Raw genomic sequence first — 26036 nt, forward strand, 5'->3', positions numbered from 1 at the left:
CTTTAAGGTATGTTTTCCTCTAAGGATTACAATATACGTTCAACTAGTTTTTAAAACAATGCTTTGAATGCTTGCATGCCAAAATAGATCCCGAAACCAATCATACATAAAGATGAAATAAATGAAACGACTTTTAAAACAGGAGTGGATAACAAATTTCGTGAACTACTAGATAAGAAAGCCATAATAAAATCTACAAGTCCAATACCAAGTAATATGGCTAAGCTAATTATAATGGTTTCAATTCCAGATATTTGACCTCCGCCACTTACTAAAATAGAGCCGTAAATGCCTAGCCAAAATAGAATTGTTAACGGATTCAAAAAAGCCATTAGCAAACCGGCAAGCATAGAGTGACGTAATCGAACAATTTTTCGAAATTTAGGATCCATAGAAATATTGTTTAACGTCAGTAAGTTTTCGATTCCAGTATACATAAGCACAAAAAAGCCAAAACACCATAAAAATATTCGCATATATGGAGAATCAATGAATTGACCAACTCCAAAATAAACCAAGAGCATATAAATAATATCTGTAACTATAGCCCCCATCCCAAAAAACCAAGCATGGAAAAAACCATTTTTTATTCCGGTATTTAGAAGTGTCGCTTTAACAGGTCCAATTGGTGCTGCCAAGGAGATTCCTAACAAGAAATATGTACTTAAAGAATTCATTCATGTCCTCCATTTTTCGTTATGATGAATCATATTCATGATGGACTAACCTTACAACTGATGGAGCTAAATATTATTACAGATGACTTAAACCAAATTAATTCTATTTACCTATTATTCAGAATAGTTAGTAAAATGAACGACAAAATGATTGATGTTTCGAGATTGATGTGCTATTATACAAATAACACGAATCCTGATGTGTTCGCAATTTGCCAATCAGTTTTGACCGAACAATTATATCGTTGGGAGTCTAACTTTTATTATGAATGACATGCCCTTAATAGGGACGCCAGGATTAATAAAGAGGACACCCACCTGCAACTTGCGGGTTCAAAACGATACGCTTTATTTGTCGGCACGATTGGGATTCGTATCATTTTTTCAATATCCCTCTAGCAATTTTGCTGGAGGGTTTTTCATGGGATTATATCCTACTAATCTGATTTAAATGGAGTGTTTTTATGTTACATCAATTTTCAAGAAATGAACTTGCAGTAGGTAAAGAGGGTATAGAATTACTAAAAAATACAACAGTGGCTATCTTAGGCGTTGGTGGAGTTGGTTCTTTTGCAGCAGAAGCTTGTGCAAGAAGTGGTGTGGGCAGAATTATATTAGTAGATAAGGATAATGTCGACATTACGAATATAAACCGCCAGTTAGTAGCATACATATCAACGATCGGACGTTCTAAATCAGAAGTAATGAAGGAACGAATTGCCGACATTAATCCTGAATGTGAAGTTATCGATATGCATATGTTTTATACAGAAGAAACGTATGAACAATTTTTTGCGATGAATATTGATTATGTAATTGATGCATCTGACACGATCATTTATAAAATTCACTTGATGAAAGAATGTTTAAAACGTAATATTAAAATTATTTCAAGCATGGGTGCTGCCAATAAAACAGATCCAACTCGCTTTAAGATTGCCGATATTTCAAAAACTCATACAGATCCGATTGCAAGAGTTATACGTGCGAAGCTTCGTAAGGAAGATCATATAACAAAGGGTATTCCGGTTGTATTTTCTGATGAAAGTCCAATTATTGTACGAGAAGATGTAGTTGAAACAGTTGGGAAACCAGAAGCGGCTATTAGAAAAGCAAAAATGCCACCCTCGTCTAATGCATTTGTTCCATCTACAGTCGGTTTAATATGTGCTAGCTGGGTTATAAATGACATTTCAAAAAATATTCATATAAATCGAGTAAAGTAATTGCTTGAAGTTTTTTCCTGATGATTTATACTAATTGTATGTATACAAGGAGGGGAAATACAATGACTGAAACAAATAACCAAGAAGCTCCAAAAAAGAAAATGACGCTTCAAGAAGCAGTTAAGCAAAAGCTTGAAGAAAAAAAGAATCAATCTACAGGTAATAAAAATTCCCTTAACGGTTCTACTGGTAATCAGAAAATGAAAAGCCAACAGACTAAAAAAGTTAGTAATACAAGACGTAAGATGGGTGTTTAATACATCAAAATCCAGTCCCTACAAGGACTGGATTTTTGTTTTTTAAAAGAAAATATAATTGTGTCCCTGGAGCACTGTGATCAAGTTGTTTATTAGAATAAATAATACTACTGATTTCTGTTACAGGTTAGGTACAAAGGCTAAGAGCGCCACATCGTGTGGCAACGCCTTCGTGACCAACATCCTGTTGGCCTTTGCGGGGGGAGCAATGAGCTAGGTGGACGACGGAAAGACAAACGCCATAAGATTGCCGAAAAAACGAAATGCTATTGGTTGTGATGGACGTCACAATCAATAGCATTCCTAAAATCACTCGGGAACCATAAAGCAAAACGTCTGTCCGAAGTCCCTCGAAAACGATAGAAACAGGTTTTGACCTTAAAGAACCGGGCATCTTTTTGCCTGGTTTTTCTCATTGTTTTTCTATTTTAAATTTCTCTAATCGCTTATATATAGCGGCTAATCTTTTTTCTTCACCGGCTTCAATAGGCTGGTAGAAAGTACTTCCTACTAGATTGTCTGGCAAATAGGTTTGATTGACCCAGCCTCCAAAAGTACCGATTTTATGGTCATGCGGATAAATATAACCACCATGCCCTAAATCAGCAGCTCCTGCATAATGTGTATCCTTTAAATGACTTGGAATATCTCCGGTTTTTCCTTGATGAATACTATTAATGGCAGCGTCCAATGCTTGATAAGCTGAATTAGATTTTTCTGATAAACACATAAGTACAATTGCATTTGCTAATGGAATTCTTGCTTCTGGTAATCCTAACCGCTCCGCAGATTGAATAGCTGCTAACACTTGTGGTCCAACAGATGGATTAGCAAGTCCAATATCTTCATAGCTCATCACCAGTAATCGTCTGGATACGGCTACTAAATCTCCATTTTCCAATAAGTGTGCTAAATAATAGAGAGCCGCATCGGTATCACTACCACGGACCGATTTTTGTAACGCTGACAGCAAATTATAAAAGTGAGAGCCTTTTTTATCCCCGAACACACCAACCCGATCTACAAGGCTTTTTAAGGTGGAATCCTCAACAATCGTTACTCCATTTTCTTCAAAACTTGCAAAAATAGTAGATTCTAATAAAGTCAAAGCCTTTCTAGCATCACCGTTTGCAGCATCAGCTATTAGCTTTCGTTGAACATCGGTAATTTGAATATTCATTTGACCAAGACCTTTAATCTTATCTTCTAACGCTCTTTTTAAAAGTAAATCTATGTCATCTGTTGTCAGTCTTTTTAGTTGTTTGATCTCTCCGCAACGTGATCTTATTGCTGGGTTTACATCATGATAGGGATTTTCAGTTGTTGCACCGATTAAAATAATCGAACCATTTTCTACATGGGGAAGCAATGTATCCTGTTGTAGCTTATTGAATCGATGAATTTCGTCTAGGAACAGTATAACTTTTCCGCTAATTCGTGCATCAGCTACTACATCTTCTACATCTTTTTTTCCAGCTTTCGTAGCATTTAATGCAACGAAGGGAAGTTTTGTCGTACCTGCTATGGCAAATGCTAGAGAAGTTTTGCCAACTCCGGGGTCGCCGTATAGAAGCATAGACGGTACATGTCCGTTTTTTATCATTTTATATAATGCGGTATTTTCTCCTATAACATGCTGTTGACCAGCGAGTTCGTCTATAGTTTGAGGTCTCATTCGATATGCTAAAGGTTCGTTTTGCAACATGATCTCTCCTTTTTTTCGTACGTTTGTTCTTTTATTATATAGAAGATTGTCTCAAAAGTCATTTTGAAGTCGATATACCGTGTAATTATGCTATACTAGGGAAAGAATTTTTTTAATCTTATGAGGTGAATTATATTGAAATTTTCAACAAAGGGAAGATACGGTTTAACGATAATGGTGGCTCTAGGCAAGCAGTACGGAGAAGGTCCTATTGCCCTACGACAAATTGCTGGAGAATATAATTTGTCTGAAGCCTATTTAGAACAGATTGTATCACCTCTTAGAAATGCAGGACTAGTGAAGAGTGTAAGGGGAGCATACGGTGGTTATATGCTTTCAAAAATACCCAGTGAAATCACAGCAGGTGATGTAATTCGAGTTTTGGAGGGTCCTATTCAAATCGTCGAGGGAATTGAAGAGGAAGCACCACCACAGCGAGAATTATGGATGCGAATACGAGACGCGGTAAAAAATGTACTGGATACAACTACAATTGAAGACCTTGCAAAATATACTGAAGACGATCCAGGGAACGCTGGATATATGTTTTATATATAAGGAGTTTAAAATGACTAGAATATATTTGGATCATGCAGCCACAACACCGATGGCCGAAGAAGTAATTCAAGTCTATACAGCTGAAATGAAGGAAGAGTTCGGAAATCCATCTAGCATCCATCAAACTGGTAGAAAAGCAAGAAAAAAAGTGGATGATGCTAGAATGATTTTAGCTAAAAGTATTGGAGCCCATGAGACGGAAGTTACCATTACTAGCGGTGGTACGGAGGCAGATAATTATGCTATTTTTGGCACAGCTTATGCTAGACAGAGCGAAGGCAGGCATATAATTACAACGCAAATCGAACATCATGCGGTGCTTCACGCTTGTGAACAGCTTGAAAAAGATGGTTTTGAAGTAACGTACCTACCTGTAGATCAAAAGGGATTAATCAGTGTCGATGACTTGAAAAGTTCGCTAAGAAAAGATACTATTTTAGTTTCTATTATGTTTGCAAATAATGAGGTAGGCGTTGTTCAACCAATCGAGGAAATTGGAGAGCTGTTGAAGGATCATATAGCCTATTTCCATACAGATGCTGTACAAGCATTTGGAAGTTTGACAATAGATGTTCATAAAGCACAAATTGATTTACTAAGTGTTTCCAGTCATAAAATCAATGGACCTAAAGGGATAGGTTTTTTATATCAGCGAAAAGGTATTATGCTTAAGCCCATTTTTTATGGTGGTCAGCAGGAACGAAAAAAACGGGCAGGAACGGAAAATGTACCAGCTATTGTTGCATTTGCAAAGGCAGTCCAATTGAAACAAGCAGCTCTTACGGAAAGTTCTGTAGCTTATAAACAATTAAAACAAACTTTCATATCAGAATTAAAGAGACTTGGGGTCCCTTTTAAAGTGAATGGCTCATATGAAACAGTGCTTCCGCATGTATTGAATATTAGTATTCCGAATACAGACGTGGAGACTTTTCTAGTGCAATTAGATCTAGCTGGTATTGATGCATCTAGTGGTTCTGCTTGTACTGCCGGTTCTATTGATCCTTCTCATGTATTAGTAGCGATGTTTGGAGAGAATACACCAGAGCTGCGAAATTCGGTCCGTTTTAGTTTCGGATTAAATAACACACAGGAGCAAGTGATAGAAGCAGCATATAAAATAAGCAAAATAGTTTTATAGATCAAACTCGCTAAATTTTAACTTCATTTAGTTTGAGTTTGTATGCCCTACAATGAAGTTAAACATTGAAGTGAAATGAGTGAATAGGATGAAAAAGAACGAAGATACAAGAGTAGTAGTAGGAATGTCCGGAGGGGTAGATTCTTCCGTTGCCGCTTATCTACTAAAAGAACAAGGTTATGATGTAATAGGCATTTTCATGAAAAACTGGGATGACACAGATGAATTTGGTATGTGCACTGCCACAGAAGATTATGAAGACGTGATAAAAGTTTGCAACCAAATAGGTATTCCTTATTATGCAGTAAACTTTGAAAAACAGTATTGGGATAAGGTTTTCACTTACTTTTTAGAAGAGTATAAAGCAGGTCGAACTCCTAACCCAGATGTAATGTGTAATAAAGAAATTAAATTTAAAGCCTTTTTAGAGCATGCATTAGCATTAGGTGCAGATTACTTGGCAACTGGTCATTATGCACAAGTTGAAGTTCGCGATGGTCAAACTCGTATGCTCCGTGGCAGAGATAATAATAAAGATCAAACGTATTTCTTGAATCAATTAAATCAAGAACAATTGGAAAAAGTAATGTTCCCAATTGGACATCTGGAAAAGAAAAAAGTGCGTGAAATTGCATTAGAGCAAGGTCTTGCTACAGCGACTAAGAAGGATTCCACTGGAATTTGTTTCATTGGCGAAAGAAATTTTAAGGAATTTTTGAGCCAATACCTACCTGCGCAACAAGGTGCCATGGAAACAATGGATGGAAAAGTGATGGGACAGCATGATGGATTGATGTATTATACAATTGGTCAACGTCATGGTCTAGGAATTGGTGGTTCAGGTGATCCTTGGTTCGTAATAGGGAAAGACTTGGAAAGAAATGTATTACTTGTTGGGCAAAACATTAACAATGATGCATTGTTTTCAACAAGTTTAACGGCTACTGATTTATCTTTTACAACAACATTAGAAAAACCACAATCTTTCAAAGCTACAGCTAAATTCCGTTATCGCCAAGAAGATGTAGGTGTACTCGTGGAATTGATAGATGCTAACCGAGTTCGAGTTATATTTGATGAGCCTGTGCGTGCTATTACACCAGGACAAGCCGTAGTGTTTTACCAAGGTGATGAATGTTTAGGTGGAGCAACCATTGATGAAGTTTTCAAAGATGGCCATAAACTAGATTATGTTGGATAACTGGAGGTAATATTCATGAACTACAATGAATTAGGAATTCAAGCTATACAAGAAGAGAATTACGAAAAAGCAGTAGAATATTTTACAAAAGCAATTGAAGAAAATCCAGAAGAAGCAATCGGTTATATTAATTTTGGGAATCTTTTATCATCGATGAATGAGGATGAACGAGCAGAGAAGTTTTTCCAAAAAGCTATCACATTAGATGAGGATGCAGCAACGGCCTATTACAGTCTTGCAAACTTATACTATAATTCGGAGCGATTTGAGGAAGCAGCTAAGTTATATGAAAAAGCAATCGTAAGTGGTATTGAAGGACCTGACGCTTATTATATGCTTGGGAAGAGTCTTGAAAAAGAAGGGCTAACAAAGCTCTCACTTCCCTATTTACAAAGAGCGTATGAGCTGGCACCTGAAGATATTCAGGTGAAACTATCCTATGGTATCGCTCTTGCTAGTTTAGAGATGTTTGAACAAGCAGAACCTGTTTTTAAAGAAATAGTAGAGATGGATGCAGAAAATGCTGATGCTCACTACAATCTTGGTGTTTTATATGCTGTTACTACCTCTGATACGGAAACTGCATTATCCCATTTAAAAGAAGCTTTTACGCTTCAACCAAATTATGATCAAGCACGCTACGTGTATGACATGATTTCTCTACGCAATTAATGAAACTCTGGAGGCGGTAGTATGACCAACGAAATAAATAATGAAAAACAATTTATTGCAGGTCGTCCTATCGTTTCGATTTTTCATAACCCTCAAAATTTATTTTCTATCTTAAAAGTGAAAATCAAATCCACAAACACTACTTATACAGACAAGGAAATAATAGTTTCAGGCTATTTTCCTCCTCTAGTTTTAGAAGAAGCTTATAAATTCATTGGTTATATCAAAAATCATCCGAAATATGGCATGCAGTTCCAAGTGGAAACGTTCCAAAAAGAGGTGCCCGATACGGAGCAGGGAATCATTCACTATTTGTCGAGTGATATGTTCACGGGGATAGGACGGAAAACAGCAGAGCAAATAGTAAAAAAACTTGGACCCAATGCTATAAATAAAATTCTAGATGACCCGGAAGCACTAGATGTAGTTCCACGTCTTTCGGAAGAAAAAAAACAAACTTTACGTGCGGTGCTAGAGCAAAATCTAGGCTTAGAAAAAGTAATGATTCAATTAAATGAGTGGGGATTTGGTCCTCAAATCGCCATGAAAATCTATCAAGCTTATAGAGAAGAAACGCTCACGGTACTTACTAAAAATCCATACCGCCTTATTGAAGAGGTAGAGGGGGTTGGTTTTGTTCGAGCGGATGAACTTGGCTATAAATTAGGTATTCAAGGAAATCATCCTGATCGGATAAAAGCTGCAATATTTCATCTGCTTCAAACTGCTTCGTTAGGCGAAGGTCATGTATTTTTATATGCAGAGCAATTATTAGAATCTGTTAAACAGTTATTAGAAAATGCACAGCGAGAAGAGATCCCATATGAGGCCATCAGTAAATGCTGCATTGAACTAGCGGAAGAAAATCGGATAGTCGGAGAAGTGAATCGTTTTTATATTCCCTCTTTATACTTTTCAGAAGTAGGAATTGGCTCTAAAATAGAAACGCTACTAGCGGAAAATGATTCCCATCACCAATTTCCTTTAGCTGAGATGAAAAAGCATCTTGGAGGTATTGAAGAACGTCTAGGGGTGCAGTATGCCCCGACACAGATTAATGCGATAGAAACAGCGTTAAACTCAAGTATGACTTTATTAACTGGAGGTCCTGGTACAGGAAAAACAACCGTTGTGCGAGGAATCGTGGAGCTTTACGCAGAACTACATGGACTTTCGTTAGATCCAAAGGAATGGATAAAGGACAACAAACCCTTTCCAGTAGTTTTAGCTGCTCCGACTGGTAGAGCAGCCAAACGCCTTAGTGAATCTACAGATTTGCCTGCAATGACTATTCATAGACTTTTAGGCTTTACAGGTCAAGAGGATGCAGATGTCGAAGGCAAAGAAATAGAAGGTAAACTAATTATCATTGATGAAACCTCTATGTTAGATACATGGTTAGGACATCAACTTTTAAAGGCAATTCCAAAGGATGCCCAAGTTATTTTTGTAGGAGATCAAGATCAACTTCCACCAGTAGGACCAGGACAAGTATTAAAAGATTTGCTTGCCTCCAAACGAATTCCTACAGTGGAACTAAAGGATATTTATCGCCAAGCAGAAGGGTCTTCCATTATTGAACTTGCACATGAAATGAAGCAAGGGATGGTCCCGGTAACTCTATTGGACAAAACAAAGGATCGTTCCTTTATAAAGGCTTCTACTGAGCAAATTCCAAAAGTAGTGGAACAAGTGTTAAAAAGTGCATTATCTAAAGGACATTCCATTCGAGATATGCAAGTACTAGCACCAATGTATCGAGGTCCCGCTGGTATAGATGCCCTTAACAAAATGATTCAAGAAATGGTCAACCCAAATACGGACGGAAAGCGAAAAGAAATGGTTTTCGGTGAAACTATCTATCGTATTGGAGATAAAGTGCTGCAGCTGGTCAATCAACCCGAGAGTCATGTATTTAATGGCGATATGGGGGAAGTCATTAGTATTTTTAGAGCTGCTGAAACAGTTGAGAAAAAAGAAATGTTAATCGTTTCGTTTGATGGCAACGAAGTAACCTACGAAAAAAATGATTTAAATCAACTTACCCTAGCTTACTGTTGTTCCGTTCATAAATCTCAGGGAAGTGAGTTTCAAACGGTTATTATGCCTATAACAAGAAGTTATATGAAGATGTTAAGACGAAATTTACTTTATACAGGAATTACTCGTGCCAAAAACTTTCTTATATTATGTGGAGATCCAGAAGTATTTAAATTCGGAGTGCAAAGAACCGATGACCTTCAACGATTAACTACCTTAAAGGATCGTTTATCGAAGGAAGAAGAATCAGAGCAACTTGAAGACAAAGAAATAATACAAGAATCAGCTGAGGCTCAAACTGATTTGACATGCTTAACTACTGAAAATTTTCATATAATAGACCCTCTAATTGGGATGAATGGAATCACACCGTATCAATTTATGGAGTCAGACAATTGACACTTGCCAATTTGTTTTTTATAATCAATTGCATATAGTAAAATGTTGACGGAGAAAGTACTAATTGTTAGCTGACAAGAGATGAATTCCTTGGCTGAAAGAATTCACTGACCTAACAAATAGGAAAGCTACTCCTGAGTGCAGTTAAAACCTGTCGTTCGGCCGCGTTAAGGCTTCTTGAGAGACACAGTAGATTAATTCTGTGTAACTAGGGTGGTACCGCGAAACAACAGCTTTCGTCCCTTTTATAGGGATGAGGGCTTTTTTTATTTGTTTCGGCTTTGAGTGAAGTAATTCTGTTGATTTCCGTTACAGCCGGACGCTTTCCGCGGGGTGAGCGATGAGCTATCACCGTCGCTAACGCGTCGTTGTGATATCACATCTGTCTCACTCATCCCGCTGGAGTCGCCGTCTTTCACTTCAATCAATAATTAGTGTAGTTATTATTTGTTTAAAAGAGATAACATAATAGGTGAGTGATCAATTAAGTGTTATTTATCAATAGCCATTATCGGGGTGTGAGCCTAAAAGTCGCAAGAGCGTTAAGAATGGTCCCCTAAAGGATTTTGGAGTAACACTAGGAGCGACTCATCCTAGGGAGGCTTTTGCTTAGAGTACAGCAGCTCACATCCATAAAGGAAATTCTATCTTGGATCTCATTTACACAACTAATAATCTATACTCTAAGGAAGACAATCCAAATTATTAAATCATCGACGTCTACACATCACAAATACTAATTATTAGGAGGAACTAAACATGAAACAATTAACAGGTGCTCAAATTAGACAAATGTATTTAGACTTTTTTATGGAAAAAGGGCATGCACAGGAACCATCGGCTCCACTCGTACCTATTAACGATCCATCTTTACTTTGGATTAATAGTGGGGTAGCAACATTAAAAAAATATTTTGACGGACGTGTTGTTCCTGAAAATCCACGTATTACGAATGCACAAAAATCTATTCGTACAAACGATATTGAAAACGTTGGGAAGACTGCGAGACATCATACTTTCTTTGAAATGCTAGGTAACTTTTCTATTGGTGATTATTTTAAAAAAGAAGCTATCCATTATGCATGGGAGTTTCTAACGGATGCTAAGTGGATGTCATTAGAACCAGAGAAATTATCAATTACCATTCATCCTGAGGATATTGAAGCATATAATATTTGGAAAGATGAAATTGGGATTCCTGAAGAAAGACTTATTCGTTTAGAAGGTAACTTCTGGGATATTGGGGAAGGTCCAAGTGGTCCGAACTCGGAAATTTTCTATGATCGTGGAGAAAGCTATGGCAATGACTTAAGTGATTCTGAACTTTATCCAGGTGGAGAAAATGAACGTTATTTAGAAATTTGGAATTTAGTTTTCTCTGAATTCAATCATAATCCAGACAACACATACACACCTTTGCCAAAGCAAAATATTGATACAGGTATGGGATTAGAGCGTATGACAAGTGTTATGCAAGATGTTCCAACGAATTTCGATACAGATTTGTTCATGCCAATCATACGTCAAACAGAACAGATTTCTGGTAAGCCATATCGTGCAAATGATGTGGACGATACAGCTTTTAAAGTAATTGCAGACCATGTTCGTACCGTTGCATTTGCGATTGGAGATGGAGCTTTACCATCCAACGAGGGTAGAGGATATGTTCTTAGAAGATTACTTCGTAGAGCAGTACGCTTTGCAAAACAGTTAGGAATTGAAAAACCATTTTTATATGAGCTTGTACCTGTAGTCGGAGAAATCATGAAAGATTTCTATCCTGAGGTAACAGAAAAACAAGATTTCATCATGCGTGTTATGAAAAATGAAGAAGAAAGATTCCATGAAACACTTCATGATGGTTTAACTATTTTAGAAAAAGTTATCAAAGAGCAGCAAGCAAAAGGTGAGACTTACATCCCAGGAACTACAACATTCACTCTATATGATACGTACGGTTTCCCAATCGAATTAACAGAGGAATATGCAGAGGAAGCAAATATGACCGTGGACCATGAAGGATTCCAATCAGAAATGGAAGCTCAGCGTTCTCGTGCTCGTGCGGCTCGTCAAAACGTAGATTCTATGCAGGTTCAATCTGAGGTATTTAGTAATTTACATGATGAAAGTGAATTTATCGGCTATGAAACAACTGCTGTTTCTACCAAAGTTACGTCCATAGTACGTGATCAAGTTTTAGTTAAAAAAGCTCATGAAGGTGACGAAGTGAAAGTAGTTTTAACTCAAACACCTTTCTACGCTGAAAGTGGAGGGCAAATTGCTGATCACGGTGTAATCGAAAATGATACATTTAGAGGATTTGTAAAAGATGTTCAAAAGGCTCCTAATGGACAAAACCTTCATACAGTTGTCATCGAGTCAGGGGAAATGATTACGGATGCTGAGGTAGTTGCAACTGTCGACAATTCATTACGTGGGCATACGATTAAAAATCACTCAGCTACGCATATTTTACATCAGGCACTAAAGGATGTATTAGGTACACATGTAAACCAAGCTGGATCATATGTTGGTCCCGATCGTTTACGTTTTGACTTCTCTCATTTTGGACAAGTAACAAAAGAAGAGCTAGAACAAATTGAACGTATAGTTAATGAGAAAGTGTGGGATAATATCCCGGTTGTTACTGGCTACCATAATATTGACGAAGCAAAACAAATGGGTGCAATGGCATTATTCGGTGAAAAGTATGGGGATATTGTAAGAGTTGTACAAATGGGAGATTTCTCTTTAGAGCTATGCGGTGGTATTCATGTTCAAAACACTTCTCAAATTGGAATTTTTAAAATCCTTTCAGAAAGTGGAATCGGAGCAGGTACTAGACGTATTGAAGCAGTAACTGGTAAAGGCGCATTCGAAATTATAAAAGAAGAAGAACAAATGTTAAACGAAGCTGCAAATTTACTAAAGGCACAGCCAAAAGATTTAGTGAATAAGGTTACTCAAACACTTCAAGAGCTAAAGAATGTGCAGAGAGACAATGAGTCACTATCTGCTAAAATTGCAAATAGCCAAGCATCTTCTGTTTTGTCATCTGCACAAAAAGTAAATGATGTAACGGTTTTAGCAGTAAAAGTAGATGCGAAGGATAATAACCAATTACGCCAAATGATGGACGATTTAAAGCAAAAGCTTGAAAAAGCTGTCATTGTACTAGGCGCAGTAGATGGGGACAAAGTAATGATTTCAGCAGGAGTGACAAAGGATATTGTTGGCGGGAACTATCATGCTGGTAATATCGTTAAACTAGTAGCAGAGCAGTGTGGAGGCAAAGGTGGAGGTCGTCCAGACTTCGCAATGGCTGGTGCAAAAGATGCAAGCAAACTGGAATCAGCTCTTAGTTCTGTAGTAGAATATATTAAATCTGTTTAAATTATTTCAAAAATAGGATATACTAAGACAATAGATACATTAGTTTTTTCATTAAAAATGGAAAGCGAGGTGCTGATCATGAGCTCATTTGATAAAACGATGAAATTTAATTTCCCTGAAGAATCGATGGAACAAGAAGTAAAGCATGTGATGACACAAGTTCACTCTGCACTAGAAGAGAAGGGGTATAATTCTATCAATCAAATTGTAGGCTACTTATTGTCAGGTGATCCAGCTTATATTCCTCGCCATCAAGATGCACGAAATATGATTCGAAAACTTGAACGAGATGAAATATTAGAGGAACTAGTGAAGTTTTATATTAAAAAAAATAATGAGGCTTAAAGATGCGTATTATGGGGTTAGATGTTGGTTCACGTACCGTAGGAGTGGCAATCAGTGATGCACTTGGTTGGACTGCGCAAGGTATTGAAACGATAAAGATAAATGAAGAAAATTTAGAATTTGGTCTAGAACGAATTGATGAACTTGTGAAAGAGCATGTTGTCACAGAATTTGTTGTAGGATTTCCCAAAAACATGAATAATTCTATTGGTCCACGTGCAGAGGCATCCGAACAATATGCCAAGCTATTAACCGATAAATACCATTTCCCTGTCACATTATGGGATGAACGATTGACAACGATGGCCGCAGAACGTATGTTAATAGATGCGGATGTAAGCCGTAAGAAACGCAAGCAAGTGATTGACAAGATGGCCGCTGTAATGATTTTACAAGGCTATCTGGATAGAAAAAATAGATGAGGTGACTGCAAATGGACCACGGACAAGAAAATATTACAATTGTAGATGAAAATGGAAACGAGCAGCTTTGCAACGTGCTTTTCACATTTGAATCAGATGAATTTGGAAAATCTTATGTACTTTATTATCCAATAGGAGCAGAAGAAGATGAAAATGAAGAAATCGAAATTCATGCATCTTCATTTGTTCCAAATGAAGATGGAGAAGACGGAGAATTACTTCCAGTTGAGTCTGACGCTGAATGGGATATGATCGAAGAAATGTTAAGCACATTTTTAGACGAGCAAGAGGAAGAAGACGAAGAATAAGACTATCTATTTTTAAGGTGGATGAGGGAAGCCTCATTCACCTTTTTCTTTTTATATGTTTTCTTGTATAATGAGATGGAGATAAAGTGTAACTTCATTCAGTGCGGGTTTTTCTTCCCGCACTGAATGTGAGTCGAACCAATCGGACCTTTGCGGGCAGTTTATCCAAAATTTCCTTTCATTGGTTTCCTCGAAATCTTGATGTGGGGATATTACTGTCCGTTAAGGCGGGACAAAAGGGGGAGAACCCGTGGAAAATGAGACAAAAAAAGAGATTATGTTTAATAAAATGAAAAAAAAGAAAAAAGAAGTGAAACTTGTTCGAAAAATTGTCTTAATTATTACCTTTCTTGTCATTGTTATAGGTGGAATAGGTGGTTTAATTGTTTACAATTATGTAGAATCAGCACTGCTTCCATTAGATCCTAACTCGGAAGAGAAGATTACAGTGGATATTCCAATCGGATCAGGACTTGATAATATTTCAAGTAAGCTTGAAGAAAGTGGAATAATAAAAAACGCTAAAATCTTCAAATATTATGCGAAGTTCAACAATGAATCTCAATTTCAGGCCGGAGAATATACGTTAACGAAAGCAATGACGCTTGATGAAATTATTACAAGCTTAAAGACTGGTAAAGTATACAGAGAACCTATTTTCTCTTTAACAATTCCTGAAGGATTAACCCTCGAGCAAATTGGACAAGTTGTGGAAAAGAAAACAAGTCATTCTGCTGATGATTTCTTTACTCTCGTAACTAACCCAGAATTTGTGGATAGAATGATGGTTAAATACCCAAACGTTTTAGGACCGGAAATTAAAGGAGAAAATGTACGTTATTCGTTAGAAGGCTATCTGTTCCCAGCGACTTATCCATTTTTTGAGGATAATCCTTCCATTGAGACAATAGTGGATACTATGCTTTCAAATACAGATAAAGTCGTAACTTCATATGTAGACTTATTACAAGCAGAAGAAAAATCAGTGCATTGGCTATTAACTTTTGCATCCTTGTTAGAGGAAGAGGCAACAGCGCAAACAGATCGTGCGACTATTGCAAGTGTTTTTTATAACCGTATTGAAGAAGGGATGCCCCTTCAAACGGACCCAACTGTTTTATATGCAAAAGGAACTCATAAAGACCGTGTCTTGTTTGAAGACTTAGAGTTTGACAGTCCATATAATACGTATCAAAATACAGGATTACCACCTGGACCAATTGCTAACGCTGGTAAATCCTCCATTGAAGCTGCACTGGATCCAAGTGATACAAAATACTTTTACTTCTTGGCAGATAAGGAAGGTACGAATCACTTTGCAGTGACCTATGATGAACATCTTCGAAATATTGACAAATATTTAAAGTAATTATTGTGCAGGAGACGGAATGGTTGTCGCATTCGGTCTCCTGCTATGTTATTATAAGAGTTGTTTTTTTACATAATTGGGATTACTATTTTATTGACCTAAAGGGGTTTGTTTAGATGAATATTAGTGATGATTTTTTGAAGGATCTAATTAAGCCTAGATCCGCTATTTTTTTGGAAATGGAACAATATGCAAAAGAGAATCATGTGCCAATTATGCAGCTGATGGGTATGGAATCGTTATTGCAGCTTCTTTCTTTGCAAAAACCCCAGGCTATTTTAGAGCTAGGAACTGCAATTGGATACTCTTCTATGCGTATGGCAACTAAACTTCCGCATTCGACCATTGTGACGATCGAAAGAGATGAAACAAAAGCTGAGCTAGCCCAAAATTATATAGAGCGTGCGGACTTAGAACATCGTATTCGAGTAATTGTTGGCGATGCTTTAGAAGTTTCGGCTAACGAGCTTGGAGATAACAAATTTGATGCTATTTTTATTGATGCAGCTAAAGGACAATACAAAAACTTCTTCGAAAAATATGCCCCATTTTTAAATGATGGTGGCGTTATTTATTGTGATAATTTATTGTTAAATGGATTGTCTGAATTACCGATGAGTGAGGTACCTAGAAGAAAAAGAACAATGGTCCGAAACCAGCATCAATTTATGGAGTGGCTGATGAATCATCCAGATTATGACACGGCATTCCTACCTGTTGGAGATGGAATGTTAGTAAGTATTAAGAGGTGAACAACAATATGAACAAAACAGAATTATTAGTAACCCCAGCAAGTATTAGTCATTTAGAAGAACTCATAGCAGTAGGAGCTGATGCCTTTTTAGTAGGGGAACAATTTTTTGGGTTGAGACTCCCAGCAGAATTTACATTGGAACATATCACAGCGGCTAGAAACATTACCTTGAAACATAACAAAAAACTATACGTTGCGGTAAATGCTCTTTTTCATAATGATAAGGTAGACTCATTAGCACCTTATTTAAAGAAACTTCAGGAAATTGGTGTAGATGGAATTGTTTTTGGCGATCCAGCTGTCATTATAGCTAGACGTGAAGCAGAAGTAACTATTCCGTTACACTGGAATACGGAACAAACAGCTACCAATTATTTTACTGCAAATTATTGGGGAAAACGTGGTTCGACCAGAGCTGTTCTTGCTAGAGAACTAAGCTTAGATGAAGTTGTGGAAGTAAAAGAAAATGCAGAAGTTCAAATTGAAGTTCAAGTTCATGGAATGACCTGTATTTTTCAATCAAAGCGTTCTCTACTAGGTAATTATTTCTTGTTCCAAGAGAAAGCAATGGAAGTGGAAAATCGTTCTAAAAATATGAATATGTTTTTACACGATAAAGAGCGCTCCAACAAATATCCAATTTATGAGGATAGCAATGGAACACATATTTTCAGTCCAAACGATATGTGTATGATCGATGAACTAGATGAGCTTTTAGACGCAGGAATTGATAGCTTGAAAATCGATGGAATACTACAGGACCCTTCCTATGTAACGGCTGTTACTGGCTACTATCGTCAAGCTATTGATGCTTATTATGAATCGAGAGCTGCTTACAAAGCTTGCAAAAAAGAATTATTGAACAAGATTGAAGAAATTCAACCACCATTGAGACCATTAGATACTGGGTTTTTCTTTAAAGAAACCGTGTATTAATGGAAGTTTTATAAGAAAGGGTAGGTTTTATTTGCTTAATACGAAATTAGATAAAATAAGTGAGATAATCGATGGAAAACGTGTTATAACGAAAAAACCTGAATTATTAGCGCCTGCTGGAAGTTTAGAAAAGTTGAAAATTGCTGTGCATTACGGTGCTGATGCTGTATTTATAGGAGGACAAGAATTTGGACTCCGTTCCAATGCGGGAAACTTCTCCATCGATGAAATGCGTGATGGAGTAGAATTTGCTAACAAGTATGGCGCTAAAGTATACGTGACAACTAATATATTTGCGCACAATGAAAATATGGATGGATTGGAAGATTATTTGCAAGCAGTCGAATCTACCGGGGTAACTGGAATTATTGTGGCCGATCCATTAATAATTGAGACGTGTAGAACTGTTGCGCCAAAATTAGAGCTTCACTTAAGCACGCAACAATCTTTATCCAATTGGAAAGCTGTTCAATATTGGAAAGAGGAAGGACTTCATCGAGTTGTACTAGCTCGTGAAACTAGTGGAGATGAAATTCAATTGATGAAAGAGAAAGTCGACATCGAAATTGAAACGTTTGTCCACGGCGCAATGTGTATTGCCTACAGTGGTAGATGCACACTTTCTAATCATATGACTGCGCGTGATTCCAATAGGGGCGGTTGCTGCCAATCCTGTCGGTGGGATTATGATTTATATGAACAAAACGATGGCCAAGAACAAGCCTTATTTACAGAAGGTGATGTTCCGTTTGCTATGAGTCCAAAGGATTTAAAATTATTGGAATCGATACCACGTTTAATCGAGTTAGGAATTGATTCATTAAAAGTAGAAGGTCGTATGAAGTCAATTCACTATATCGCTACTGTGGTGAGTGTTTATCGTAAAGTAATTGATACATACTGTGCAGATCCTGAAAACTTTATAATGCAGAAAAGCTGGGTAGAAGAGCTAGAAAAATGTGCAAATCGTGAAACTGATACAGCATTTTTTGAGCATGAGCCTACTTTTGAACAGCAGATGTATGGGGTACATGATAAAAAATTAGGGTTCGATTTTGTCGGACTTGTGTTAGAGTATAACGAAGAGACACAAATAGTGAAACTGCAGCAACGAAACTATTTTAAGCCTGGAGACAAAGTAGAATTCTTTGGTCCAGAAATAGAGAACATCGAGATGGTTATAAATGAGCTTACGGATGAAAAAGGACAGGTCTTAGAAGCAGCAAGACATCCTTTACAAATTGTACAATTTAAATGTCCGACTAAATTATATCCAAATAATATGATGAGAAAAGGGATGAAATAATGGCTAAGAAAACTCCTCTTATCATTGGGATCGCAGGTGGATCGGGATCAGGTAAAACGAGTGTAACAAACGCAATCAGTGAAGTATTTAAGGACCATTCCGTAGTGGTAATTCAACAAGATTTCTATTACAAAGATCAGAGTCATTTGAAATTTGAAGAAAGACTCAATACTAATTATGATCATCCATTAGCATTTGATAATGACCTATTACTTGAACATATTCATAATTTGTTAGACAATAAGTCAATTGAAAAGCCGGTATATGATTATGCACAACATACCCGCTCTTCAGAAACGATCAAAATTGAGCCAAAAGATGTTATTATTTTAGAAGGTATTTTAGTTTTGGAAGATGAGCGACTTCGTAATATGATGAATATCAAATTATTTGTTGATACAGATGCAGATTTACGTATTATTCGTCGTATATTACGTGATATTAACGATAGAGGACGTACAGTTGATTCTGTTGTGGACCAATATCTTCACGTAGTTCGTCCGATGCACAATCAATTCATCGAACCGACTAAAAAGTATGCAGACGTAATCATTCCAGAAGGCGGCCAAAATGAAGTGGCAATAGATTTAATGGTAACAAAAATAAAAACTATTCTTGAAACGGATGTTAATGTATAATATGATGATTGAGATTGACAATAATTTCATGAAATTCATAACATTGTGATTAGATGCATATGAATAATACATGATAAAGTTTTAAGTGTGTATTTAAAGGAGTGTATGGGAGTGTCAATAGAGAAACAATATCCAATGACCGTTGCTGGTAAACAAAAATTACAGGATGAATTAAATCATTTAATAACGGTTAAACGTAAAGAGGTAGTAGAACGTATTAAAATTGCTAGAAGTTTTGGGGATCTTTCCGAGAACTCAGAATATGATTCAGCTAAAGAGGATCAAGCGTTTGTAGAAGGTAGAATTTCAACTCTAGAGTCAATGATTCGCAATGCTGTTATCATCGAAGGAGAAGGAAATAACGACATCGTTTCGCTTGGTAAAACCGTAACGTTTGTGGAAATTCCAGATGGCGATGAAGAAACTTATACAATCGTAGGTTCTGCAGAAGCTGATCCATTAGAAGGCCTTATTTCAAATGATTCTCCAATTGCTAAAGGATTAATAGGCAAGACTACAGGAGATCGCGTGAAAATCCTTACTCCTGGTGGAGAAATGGATGTAGAAATAAAAACGATTTCATAATAAAAGAGGTAAACGAATCCGTTTACCTCTTTTTTTGAGGGATAAAATATTTAAAAAGGTCCAGTGAACCAGGAATTATAGTTCATGAAAGAAAAATAAATAATCCTACTCATTTCCGTTTCAGGTGGGGGACAAAGGCGGTTGGCCCTCGCGGGGGAAGCGAGGAGCTATCATCGTCGCTGTGATAACTCATCTGTCTCACTAATCCCGTAGAAGACGCCACCTTTCAATACAATCATCTGCTCCTAAAAAGGATGTTTGCACTTATTAGGAATAGAATCTTATACCTAGGTCATATCTTAAATAGTTGTGAGAAATTGGTCTACTTAAATGACATCATGACTATCAATCGTACTATTTTTGAGCTTTTTGAAACAAATTCCTATGATTCTCGTCTATTTGTAGTATATTCTCTTATATTAAGGAGGAATTTGCATGCCTGAAAAAAATACGAAATTTGACTCACGCTTAGATCAACGAAATCATAAGAGAAAAAAGAATACTATTCTAAATATACTTATTGGAATAGTAATTCTCCTGATCATCATAGTAACAGTAAATATAGTTACAGATGACAACGAGAAAGAAAGTGCTAATACTTCTAACACAAACAATGAACAAACAGAAGAAAATAGTGAGAATACCTCTAAAGAAGATAAAGAAAAGGAATCCGAAGCTTTAGTTGGTGATAGTACAGATTCCACAGATTCAACTTCCTCAAATGAAGAACCAACTTCTGAAACAGAAACGAATGAAACTACTGATGATAGTGAGACTGACACTGACACTGAATCAGGCACTGTAACAACTGAAACTTCCGACGATCCAAATGTCGAATCAGTTGTAATAGATTCTGGGTGGCAGCCAATAGGAACAGTCCAAACAGGTGATCACGTTTCAAGCTATACGAAAAAAACTGTAGACTGGGATGAAAAAGTGGATGCATTAGCGTATGCTGCCAATTTAGATCCGTCCGATATGTATGTAGTATTTCTCGGTAACGGGGGAAGCCCTCAAAAATCCATAGGAACTGTAACTTCTAAGGATAGAAGCGAAATTTATCGTATATCTCTTGAATGGATTGATGGAGAAGGCTGGAAACCTACAAAAAAAGAGAAACTTAAAGCATTAAAATAAGTTTCTGCACTATTTCATTTATAATTTCAAAAAGAAAAGCTTCTTGACTTAAGAAGCTTTTTTCCTTATTTTAAAAGAAGTGCAATTAGAGAGGGGTTTATTAATTTGAAAATAGCAGTTATAGGTGCAATGGAAGAAGAAGTAGAGCTTCTGAGAAAAGAAATCGAAAACCCAGAAACAAAGAACATAGCAAACAGTGAATTTACAAGTGGATCTTACAAAAATCATGAAGTTATTTTACTGAAAAGTGGAATTGGAAAAGTGAACGCGGCAATGACAACTTCTATATTATTAAGCGAGTTTCAACCTGATTATGTTATAAACACTGGTTCAGCAGGGGGTTATGACCCTAATTTAGAGGTAGGGGCGATTGTAATCTCCGACGAAGTGAGACATCATGATGTCGATGTAACTGCTTTTGGTTATGAAATTGGTCAAGTACCTCAGCTTCCTGCAGCATTTAGATCTGACGAACGTTTGATGAAATTAGCAGAGGAAGCAGTATCGGAAATAGGACAACATCAAGCCGCAACCGGTTTAATTGCAACAGGGGATATCTTTATGCATGAGCCTGCAAAAGTAGAGCAGGTTCGTAGCCATTTCCCACATATGAAGGCTTGTGAAATGGAGGCTGCTGCAGTTGCACAAGTTTGCCATCAATTTGACGTTCCTTTTGTCGTAATTCGTTCACTTTCTGACATCGCAGGTAAAGAATCCTCTGTCAGCTTTGATGAGTTTTTACCTGTTGCCGCTAAGCATTCAACGCAAGTTGTATTGCGTGTTATTGAAAAACTATAAGTTGTCATTAATTTGCCATACTGCGCTGTTTAACGTATATTAATAATTCTCTTACTATATGCTATGATAAAATTATCAAGCGGTTTCAATGTAAGAGGAGGAGAATGAATGTTATTCCTAATGGCTATGTCAGTTTTAGTAACAGCGGTATTATCATTTATCATGATCGCAGAGACAAGTGAAGATTAAATCTAACTAAGCTCTTTTGGTGTTTGATACATCGAAAGAGTTTTTTTCATGTATATAGGATTGATACAGTTTTACTAATGCGCGTTTCTCAATCCGCGATACGTAGCTTCTCGATATTTTTAGTTGCTTCGATATATCTTTTTGCGTCATAGGCTCATGACCAAGCAATCCATATCTTCGGACGATAATTTCGAGCTCTCTTTTTTCTAGCTGGGACAAATGTCGATATAAGCTATTCGTTTCTTCTTCATCTACCAATTGTTCGTCCGTACTTTTATCAATACCTGGAAGCAGGTCTGTAATTTCTAATGAGTGACCATCTTTATCCATCCCGATTGGTTCATGCAGGGAAACGTCTTTTTGTACTTTCTTTAATGATCGTAAATACATTAAAATTTCATTTTCTATACATCTGGCAGCGTATGTCGCTAGTTTCGTTTTCTTCGTGGGAGTATAACTATTGACAGCTTTCATCAGACCAATTGTGCCTATCGAGATATAATCATCCAACAGTTCATGCTTTGGATGAAACTTTTTGACTACATGGGCAACCAATCGCATATTTCGTTCGATAAGTTCATCACGAGCTGATAAATCGCCACCTAAAAATCGATCTATCATGATTTTTTCTTCTTCCGGTGTGAAGGGCTGATGAAATGCCTGGCCTTTCAAATAACCAAGAACGAGCGGAAATTCTACAAAGATGCTTATAAAGGCAGCCATTAGACCGGTAATGAGGTTCACCTCCATCTAGTTGTTAAACCAGTGTATGTCGAAAGCTGCCAAAATATGAAAAAGCGACCGCAAATTCGCAGTCGCTTCACTCGGAAATTAAAGTATTTAGTTATATGTCATTCTCTGACCAGCTCCAACGCTTATCGGGTCTAACATAGGCGTTTATACTTTCCTTAATGTAAATGTGCTGATCATTAATAGTGCTAGAATGATGAATAAAAACATGTAAGAGACAGATGGTACATATTCTATCGCAAAATAGGATAACGTTAAAATCACACCAGCTACAGTAATGGGTAGACCGGTAAAAAAACCATTCGGTTCAGAAATATTAAATCGTGCGAGCCTGAAAGCACCACATGCTATATAAATGACAGTTATGATCATTCCGGTAACAACGAACTCTTGTAATACTAACGAATACATCAGTAATGCAGGAGCTACCCCGAATGAAATAATATCGCTCATGGAATCTAGTTGTTTACCTAATTCGGATTCGAGATGAAATTTTCGAGCTACAATTCCATCAAATCTATCTAATAGGCCAGCTATAAATATAAATAAAACACTGAACGTGTAATTTTCATTCATTGTTGCCATGATGGCTGCACCACCACATGCTAGATTGCCAATGGTGATCATATTTGCTGCATGTGATTTCAATTTTTTTACTGTTTGATACATTGCGTTTTGTAAAAACATTGTAAATCACTCCTTTACAAATAACGTATTTGTTCATTATACTTCGATTAAGTAAAAATTGTAAGTTTAAATTTTTCTAGGGAGCTAAAAAATGAGAGAAAGATTATATCAAACCATGATTGAATTAACCAATGGAAAATGGTCCTCATCACTAATCCGAAGTTTTACCCAATCCAAGGTTAGCAAACGTATTATTCCCTCTTATATTAAGTATTTTAATATATCAACTCACGACATGATACAAAAAATTAACGATTTCCCTACTTTACATGAATTTTTTATTCGTAAGGTTACTGAGGCTAGTCGACCGATTGATGAGAAAGCGGCTAGCATAATTAGCCCTGTCGATGCCACAATAGAAACTTTCGGGGATATTACAGCAGAAGGGCTTTTCTATGTAAAACAAAAAACCTACTCTTTACAGGATATGCTAGGCTCTGATAAAATAGCTTCATTTTATCAAAATGGAAAATATATTGTTTTATATTTAAGTCCAGCCGAATATCACCGAATACATTCTCCTGTAGATGGCAAAGTTTTGAATCAATTTATTCTCGGTGCGAAATCGTATCCAGTGAATAAATGGGGTCTTCAGTTTGGCAAGCAAACGATAAGTGGTAACTACCGAATGCTTACGGAACTAGAAATGCCCAATGAAAAAAGGTGTATACATATAAAAGTAGGAGCAATGTTTGTAAATTCAATCGAACTTACGAATACATCTGCTACATGGAATAAAGGAGAAGAGGTTGGATATTTCTCCTTTGGATCTACCGTCGTTATGCTATTCGAGTCTAATAGCGTGGAGTTCTCTAGTAATGTACAACCTGGCAAATTTGTCCGAATGGGTGAGAATGTAGCAAATATGCTATAATCATAAATAGAAATAGCCTCGAATTGGAGTGTTCGTCTTTGTATTCAAATTTTATACCTAGTGAATTTGTAAGAAGTGTCTATCATATAACACCTGAAATGTTAAAAGACAAAGGGATAAAGGCAATTATTACAGATTTAGATAACACATTAGTTGAATGGGATCGACCAGATGCTACCCCTAAATTAATTGAGTGGTTTGCGAGTATTAAAGCTGCTGGCATTCAAGTAACGATTGTTTCTAATAACAATGAGCTGCGAGTTAAATCATTTGCAGATCCACTTGGAATTCCATTCATATTTAAGGCTCGTAAACCGCTTGGAAAAGCATTTCTTCAGGCATTGAGTATAATGTCGGTGAAACGAGAAGAAGTAGTAGTCATTGGTGACCAGTTACTAACCGATGTGTTTGGCGGAAACAGATTAAAACTTCATACGATTTTAGTTATTCCAGTTGCGAAATCAGATGGATTTGTGACCAAATTTAACCGTATGGTAGAACGAAGAATTTTTAGTTACTTGGACAAAAAAGGACAGGTTACATGGGAGGAAGAAGCGTGACAGAAGCACCAAAATGTATCGGTTGCGGTACAGTAATTCAAACAGAAAAAGTAGGAGAGCCTGGTTATGCACCAGTTTCTTCTTTGGAAAAAGAAGATATAATATGTCAGCGTTGTTTCCGATTGAAGAATTACAATGAATTACAACCAGTTTCATTGACAGATGATGATTTTCTTCGAATTTTAAATAGCTTAGGTACACAAAAAGGGCTAATCGTGAAAATAGTTGATATCTTTGATTTTAATGGTAGTTGGTTACCTGGTTTGCATCGTTTTGTTGGCAACAACCCAATATTGTTAATAGCCAATAAGGCAGATTTATTACCAAAATCAGTGAAAAAAAATAAAGTCATCAATTGGATGAAGCAGGAAGCCAAAAAACTAGGCTTGTCTCCGATAGACGTATTGTTTGTGAGTGCCCATAAAGGAACAGGCATGCCAGAAGCAATGGAAGCCATCGAGCATTATCGAAAAGGCGAAAACGTTTATGTAGTGGGCTGTACAAATGTTGGGAAGTCTACATTTATTAACCGAATTATTAAACAGGCTACTGGAGAGGATGCGATTATTACTACTTCGCATTTCCCTGGCACTACATTAGATATGATTGAAATTCCGTTAGATGACACTAAGTCATTATTTGATACACCTGGTATTATAAATCACCATCAAATGGCCCATTACTTAGATCCATCAGAATTGAAATTTATAACACCTAAAAAAGAGATTAAACCGAAAGTATTCCAACTAAATAGTGAACAAACATTATATTTGGGCGGTTTATCTCGTTTTGACTTTATCAAAGGTGAACGTGCGGCTTTTACATGTCATATAGCTAATGATATTCCAATACACCGCACAAAATTAGAGAATGCGGATAATTTATATAAAGAACATAAAGGAAAATTATTATCTCCACCGAGTGAAGAGTTTGCAGATCTACTACCACCTTTAGTTCGTCATGAATTTAAGATAAAAGATGATAAAACAGATATCGTATTTTCTGGATTAGGGTGGATTACTGTACAACGTGGTGGTGTAATTGTAGCCGCGCATGCCCCTGCGGGTGTAGAAATTTCTATTCGTCCATCATTAATTTAGGAGTGATAG

Annotated in this window: 26 protein-coding genes, 1 other RNA gene and 1 other annotated feature; of the genes, 23 read left to right on the forward strand and 4 right to left on the reverse strand. The window is 36.7% G+C overall.

What is annotated here, in order from left to right:
• Positions 1 to 50 precede the first annotated feature (50 nt).
• Complete coding sequence (locus BLR36_RS04660; protein WP_093060561.1) at positions 51 to 677, reverse strand: LysE family transporter; 627 nt, start codon at positions 675 to 677, stop codon at positions 51 to 53.
• A gap of 190 nt (positions 678 to 867) precedes the next feature.
• On the opposite strand from BLR36_RS04660, the gene ssrS reads away from it, so the two are divergent.
• From ssrS to BLR36_RS04675, 3 genes are all read left to right on the forward strand, one after another.
• A non-coding RNA gene (ssrS, locus tag BLR36_RS04665) (6S RNA) lies at positions 868 to 1052 on the forward strand.
• Positions 1053 to 1141: 89 nt separating this feature from the next.
• Positions 1142 to 1903, forward strand: a complete 762-nt coding sequence (locus tag BLR36_RS04670) for a tRNA threonylcarbamoyladenosine dehydratase (RefSeq protein ID WP_093060562.1) — start codon at positions 1142 to 1144, stop codon at positions 1901 to 1903.
• Between the two features lie 62 nt (positions 1904 to 1965).
• The gene (locus BLR36_RS04675) at positions 1966 to 2160 is read left to right on the forward strand and encodes a hypothetical protein (protein WP_093060563.1); all 195 of its coding nucleotides are present in this window, start codon (positions 1966 to 1968) and stop codon (positions 2158 to 2160) included.
• A 412-nt stretch (positions 2161 to 2572) separates the two neighbouring features.
• On the opposite strand, the gene BLR36_RS04680 is transcribed toward BLR36_RS04675, so the two are convergent.
• Positions 2573 to 3862, reverse strand: a complete 1290-nt coding sequence (locus BLR36_RS04680; protein WP_093060564.1) for a replication-associated recombination protein A — start codon at positions 3860 to 3862, stop codon at positions 2573 to 2575.
• A gap of 138 nt (positions 3863 to 4000) precedes the next feature.
• On the opposite strand from BLR36_RS04680, the gene cymR reads away from it, so the two are divergent.
• The 17 genes from cymR (at position 4001) to mtnN (ending at position 21867) form a co-directional block, all read left to right on the forward strand.
• On the forward strand, positions 4001 to 4423 hold the full coding sequence (gene cymR / locus BLR36_RS04685; RefSeq protein ID WP_093060565.1) for a cysteine metabolism transcriptional regulator CymR: 423 nt from the start codon (positions 4001 to 4003) through the stop codon (positions 4421 to 4423).
• Positions 4424 to 4433: 10 nt separating this feature from the next.
• Positions 4434 to 5564: a cysteine desulfurase family protein gene (locus BLR36_RS04690; RefSeq protein WP_093060566.1), complete on the forward strand. Its 1131-nt coding sequence runs from the start codon at positions 4434 to 4436 to the stop codon at positions 5562 to 5564.
• An 88-nt stretch (positions 5565 to 5652) separates the two neighbouring features.
• Positions 5653 to 6765, forward strand: coding sequence for a tRNA 2-thiouridine(34) synthase MnmA (gene mnmA, locus BLR36_RS04695; protein WP_093060567.1), 1113 nt, complete (start codon positions 5653 to 5655; stop codon positions 6763 to 6765).
• Positions 6766 to 6780: 15 nt separating this feature from the next.
• Positions 6781 to 7437 (forward strand): tetratricopeptide repeat protein, encoded by a 657-nt coding sequence (locus tag BLR36_RS04700; RefSeq protein WP_093060568.1) that lies wholly within the window; start codon positions 6781 to 6783, stop codon positions 7435 to 7437.
• 21 nt (positions 7438 to 7458) lie between these two features.
• Complete coding sequence (locus BLR36_RS04705; protein WP_093060569.1) at positions 7459 to 9876, forward strand: SF1B family DNA helicase RecD2; 2418 nt, start codon at positions 7459 to 7461, stop codon at positions 9874 to 9876.
• Positions 9877 to 9912: 36 nt separating this feature from the next.
• Positions 9913 to 10123, forward strand: a binding site (T-box leader).
• A 512-nt stretch (positions 10124 to 10635) separates the two neighbouring features.
• Positions 10636 to 13269, forward strand: coding sequence for an alanine--tRNA ligase (gene alaS, locus BLR36_RS04710; protein WP_093060570.1), 2634 nt, complete (start codon positions 10636 to 10638; stop codon positions 13267 to 13269).
• A 78-nt stretch (positions 13270 to 13347) separates the two neighbouring features.
• Positions 13348 to 13614 (forward strand): IreB family regulatory phosphoprotein, encoded by a 267-nt coding sequence (locus BLR36_RS04715; protein ID WP_093060571.1) that lies wholly within the window; start codon positions 13348 to 13350, stop codon positions 13612 to 13614.
• Between the two features lie 2 nt (positions 13615 to 13616).
• On the forward strand, positions 13617 to 14036 hold the full coding sequence (gene ruvX, locus BLR36_RS04720) for a Holliday junction resolvase RuvX (RefSeq protein ID WP_093060572.1): 420 nt from the start codon (positions 13617 to 13619) through the stop codon (positions 14034 to 14036).
• 11 nt (positions 14037 to 14047) lie between these two features.
• Positions 14048 to 14344, forward strand: a complete 297-nt coding sequence (locus tag BLR36_RS04725; RefSeq protein WP_093060573.1) for a DUF1292 domain-containing protein — start codon at positions 14048 to 14050, stop codon at positions 14342 to 14344.
• A gap of 250 nt (positions 14345 to 14594) precedes the next feature.
• Positions 14595 to 15713 carry an endolytic transglycosylase MltG gene (mltG, locus tag BLR36_RS04730; protein ID WP_093060574.1) on the forward strand — a complete coding sequence of 373 codons (1119 nt, stop codon included), beginning with the start codon at positions 14595 to 14597 and terminating at the stop codon, positions 15711 to 15713.
• Positions 15714 to 15829: 116 nt separating this feature from the next.
• Entirely contained in the window at positions 15830 to 16465 is a 636-nt protein-coding gene (locus BLR36_RS04735; protein WP_093060575.1) for an O-methyltransferase, read from the forward strand.
• Positions 16466 to 16473: 8 nt separating this feature from the next.
• Positions 16474 to 17403, forward strand: a complete 930-nt coding sequence (locus tag BLR36_RS04740; RefSeq protein ID WP_093060576.1) for a peptidase U32 family protein — start codon at positions 16474 to 16476, stop codon at positions 17401 to 17403.
• Positions 17404 to 17434: 31 nt separating this feature from the next.
• The gene (locus BLR36_RS04745; protein WP_093060577.1) at positions 17435 to 18709 is read left to right on the forward strand and encodes a peptidase U32 family protein; all 1275 of its coding nucleotides are present in this window, start codon (positions 17435 to 17437) and stop codon (positions 18707 to 18709) included.
• Positions 18709 to 19347 carry a uridine kinase gene (udk, locus tag BLR36_RS04750; protein WP_093060578.1) on the forward strand — a complete coding sequence of 213 codons (639 nt, stop codon included), beginning with the start codon at positions 18709 to 18711 and terminating at the stop codon, positions 19345 to 19347. Before BLR36_RS04745 ends, udk begins: the two co-directional genes overlap by 1 nt.
• Before the next feature lie 105 nt (positions 19348 to 19452).
• Positions 19453 to 19932, forward strand: a complete 480-nt coding sequence (greA, locus tag BLR36_RS04755) for a transcription elongation factor GreA (RefSeq protein WP_371326696.1) — start codon at positions 19453 to 19455, stop codon at positions 19930 to 19932.
• Positions 19933 to 20367: 435 nt separating this feature from the next.
• Entirely contained in the window at positions 20368 to 21069 is a 702-nt protein-coding gene (locus BLR36_RS04760; RefSeq protein WP_093060580.1) for a YrrS family protein, read from the forward strand.
• A gap of 105 nt (positions 21070 to 21174) precedes the next feature.
• Positions 21175 to 21867, forward strand: coding sequence for a 5'-methylthioadenosine/S-adenosylhomocysteine nucleosidase (gene mtnN / locus BLR36_RS04765; protein ID WP_093060581.1), 693 nt, complete (start codon positions 21175 to 21177; stop codon positions 21865 to 21867).
• Between the two features lie 195 nt (positions 21868 to 22062).
• Here mtnN and sigK read toward each other — a convergent pair whose 3' ends face one another.
• Both sigK and pssA read right to left on the reverse strand, forming a co-directional pair.
• Positions 22063 to 22791: an RNA polymerase sporulation sigma factor SigK gene (gene sigK, locus BLR36_RS04770; RefSeq protein ID WP_093060790.1), complete on the reverse strand. Its 729-nt coding sequence runs from the start codon at positions 22789 to 22791 to the stop codon at positions 22063 to 22065.
• 162 nt (positions 22792 to 22953) lie between these two features.
• Positions 22954 to 23493 carry a CDP-diacylglycerol--serine O-phosphatidyltransferase gene (gene pssA, locus BLR36_RS04775; RefSeq protein ID WP_093060582.1) on the reverse strand — a complete coding sequence of 180 codons (540 nt, stop codon included), beginning with the start codon at positions 23491 to 23493 and terminating at the stop codon, positions 22954 to 22956.
• A gap of 91 nt (positions 23494 to 23584) precedes the next feature.
• Between pssA and BLR36_RS04780 the strand changes: the two genes are divergently transcribed.
• Genes BLR36_RS04780 through yqeH form a run of 3 tightly spaced genes read left to right on the forward strand, consistent with a single transcriptional unit; the run spans position 23585 to position 26027 of the window.
• Positions 23585 to 24367: a phosphatidylserine decarboxylase gene (locus BLR36_RS04780; protein ID WP_093060583.1), complete on the forward strand. Its 783-nt coding sequence runs from the start codon at positions 23585 to 23587 to the stop codon at positions 24365 to 24367.
• A gap of 38 nt (positions 24368 to 24405) precedes the next feature.
• Entirely contained in the window at positions 24406 to 24927 is a 522-nt protein-coding gene (locus BLR36_RS04785; protein ID WP_093060584.1) for a YqeG family HAD IIIA-type phosphatase, read from the forward strand.
• Positions 24924 to 26027 carry a ribosome biogenesis GTPase YqeH gene (gene yqeH / locus BLR36_RS04790; RefSeq protein ID WP_093060585.1) on the forward strand — a complete coding sequence of 368 codons (1104 nt, stop codon included), beginning with the start codon at positions 24924 to 24926 and terminating at the stop codon, positions 26025 to 26027. The genes BLR36_RS04785 and yqeH overlap by 4 nt, the downstream gene beginning before the upstream one ends.
• The last annotated feature ends 9 nt before the right edge of the window (positions 26028 to 26036 follow it).

The sequence above is a fragment of the Psychrobacillus sp. OK028 genome (assembly GCF_900103605.1).
Lineage (GTDB): Bacteria > Bacillota > Bacilli > Bacillales_A > Planococcaceae > Psychrobacillus.

Bases quoted from the DNA above. Each gene is read 5' to 3' on its own strand.
- BLR36_RS04715 (WP_093060571.1), top strand. From the start codon at position 13,348: ATGAGCTCATTTGATAAAACGATGAAATTTAATTTCCCTGAAGAATCG.
- BLR36_RS04700 (WP_093060568.1), top strand. From the start codon at position 6,781: ATGAACTACAATGAATTAGGAATTCAAGCTATACAAGAAGAGAATTAC.
- BLR36_RS04760 (WP_093060580.1), top strand. From the start codon at position 20,368: ATGCCTGAAAAAAATACGAAATTTGACTCACGCTTAGATCAACGAAAT.
- udk (WP_093060578.1), top strand. From the start codon at position 18,709: ATGGCTAAGAAAACTCCTCTTATCATTGGGATCGCAGGTGGATCGGGA.
- ruvX (WP_093060572.1), top strand. From the start codon at position 13,617: ATGCGTATTATGGGGTTAGATGTTGGTTCACGTACCGTAGGAGTGGCA.
- BLR36_RS04660 (WP_093060561.1), bottom strand. From the start codon at position 677: ATGAATTCTTTAAGTACATATTTCTTGTTAGGAATCTCCTTGGCAGCA.
- BLR36_RS04670 (WP_093060562.1), top strand. From the start codon at position 1,142: ATGTTACATCAATTTTCAAGAAATGAACTTGCAGTAGGTAAAGAGGGT.
- BLR36_RS04780 (WP_093060583.1), top strand. From the start codon at position 23,585: ATGAGAGAAAGATTATATCAAACCATGATTGAATTAACCAATGGAAAA.
- mnmA (WP_093060567.1), top strand. From the start codon at position 5,653: ATGAAAAAGAACGAAGATACAAGAGTAGTAGTAGGAATGTCCGGAGGG.
- pssA (WP_093060582.1), bottom strand. From the start codon at position 23,493: ATGTTTTTACAAAACGCAATGTATCAAACAGTAAAAAAATTGAAATCA.
- BLR36_RS04675 (WP_093060563.1), top strand. From the start codon at position 1,966: ATGACTGAAACAAATAACCAAGAAGCTCCAAAAAAGAAAATGACGCTT.
- greA (WP_371326696.1), top strand. From the start codon at position 19,453: ATGGGAGTGTCAATAGAGAAACAATATCCAATGACCGTTGCTGGTAAA.
- BLR36_RS04690 (WP_093060566.1), top strand. From the start codon at position 4,434: ATGACTAGAATATATTTGGATCATGCAGCCACAACACCGATGGCCGAA.
- BLR36_RS04740 (WP_093060576.1), top strand. From the start codon at position 16,474: ATGAACAAAACAGAATTATTAGTAACCCCAGCAAGTATTAGTCATTTA.
- BLR36_RS04725 (WP_093060573.1), top strand. From the start codon at position 14,048: ATGGACCACGGACAAGAAAATATTACAATTGTAGATGAAAATGGAAAC.
- BLR36_RS04735 (WP_093060575.1), top strand. From the start codon at position 15,830: ATGAATATTAGTGATGATTTTTTGAAGGATCTAATTAAGCCTAGATCC.
- BLR36_RS04705 (WP_093060569.1), top strand. From the start codon at position 7,459: ATGACCAACGAAATAAATAATGAAAAACAATTTATTGCAGGTCGTCCT.
- alaS (WP_093060570.1), top strand. From the start codon at position 10,636: ATGAAACAATTAACAGGTGCTCAAATTAGACAAATGTATTTAGACTTT.